Source organism: Amycolatopsis sp. SID8362, assembly GCF_010550475.1.
Taxonomy (GTDB): Bacteria; Actinomycetota; Actinomycetes; order Mycobacteriales; family Pseudonocardiaceae; genus Amycolatopsis; species Amycolatopsis eburnea.
In genome coordinates this window covers 1-1214 of sequence record NZ_JAAGNB010000651.1, presented here as the reverse complement: position 1 = coordinate 1214, position 1214 = coordinate 1, and the positions used below count along the sequence as shown (strand labels likewise).

The 1214-nt window shown below is 75.9% G+C and carries 2 protein-coding genes and 1 pseudogene; all 3 read left to right on the top strand.

What is annotated here, in order from left to right; all coding sequences use genetic code 11:
* A pseudogene (locus G3I65_RS20220) lies at positions 1-439 on the top strand (ArsA family ATPase); the annotation flags it as partial.
* Entirely contained in the window at positions 436-840 is a 405-nt protein-coding gene (locus tag G3I65_RS20215; RefSeq protein ID WP_160697492.1) for a hypothetical protein, read from the top strand. The pseudogene G3I65_RS20220 and the gene G3I65_RS20215, both read left to right, overlap by 4 nt.
* A gap of 15 nt (positions 841-855) precedes the next feature.
* The coding region (locus tag G3I65_RS20210) for an ROK family protein (RefSeq protein WP_160697493.1) at positions 856-1214 on the top strand (359 nt) is incomplete at its 3' end.

Sequence of the window (1214 nt, the reverse complement as noted above, 5' to 3'; positions counted from 1 at the left end):
CGGCGGCGCCGCGTCCTGGCTGCGCACCCGCCGCACCCAGCAGGACGCCGTGCTCGCCGAGCTGTCCGGCGCCGGGTTCGAGAGGGTGTCCCGCGTCGAGCACCGCGCCGTCGAACCGGTCGGGCTGCCCGCGCTGCTGGAGATCGCCGCGGAGCTGTACCGCGACGGCGACCCGCTGGCCGGCGACGGCACCCCGGTCACCCCGCTGCTGCGCGTACGGCGGGCGCCGGACGGGTACACCCTGCGCATCGCGATCCCGCTGACGCGGGACACCGAGGTCGACCTCGCCCGCGTCGACGACGACCTGGCGATCACCGTGGACGGCTTCCGCAGGCTCATCGCCCTGCCGGAGTCGCTGCGGCCGTGCCGGATCACCGGCGCGGAATCCGATGCCGACGGCCTGGTCGTGAGCCTGGCCGGGAACCGGGGACGCGGGTGAGCGAAGAGGACGAGACGGCCGGGCCGCGGCTCGCGGAGGAGATCCGCCTGCTGGCCGAGCTGGTCGTGGAGAAGGCCGCGCCGTGGCTGGAGGGCGTCGTCGCCGCCGGGCACGGCGACCCTGACCAGGCGAAACCGGACGGCTCGGCGTGCGGCTGGTGCCCGCTCTGTGCGATCGTCGCGGTGGTGCGAGGTGAGCGCCCCGAACTCGTGGCCCGCGTGCTGGAACAGCTGGCCCAGCTCGTGGCGTTGCTCCGGGCGGTGCTCGCGGACCGCTGGGAACCGGACGAGGGCGTGCACATGCCCGGGTTCCGGCCCGCGCCGCGGCCCCCGGCGGATGCCTCGGTCTCGGTGCGGGTCCAGCACATCGCCGTCCGCAGGCGTGACGAGTGGGAGAACTGAGTGCGGACGATAGGGGTGGACGTCGGCGGGACGAGCGTCCGGGCCGGCGTCGTGGACGAGCGCGGCTCCCTGCTCGACACGGCGCGCGTCGGGACGCCGAGCGAGGAAGGCGCCCTCGAGGACGCCATCGCGGGCGTCGTCGAGGACCTGCGCAACCGGCACGACGTGGCCGGGGTCGGCCTGGCCGTGGCCGGCTTCGTGGCCCGCGACCGCCGGTCGGTGATGTTCGCACCACACCTGGCCTGGCGCGGCGCCCCGGTCGCGGACCGGATCGAGAAGCGCGTCGGCCTCCCGGTGCTGCTGGAACACGACGTCAACGCGGCGATGGTCGGCGAGCACCGCTTCGGCGCGGCCCGCGGCGCCCACGTGGCGGC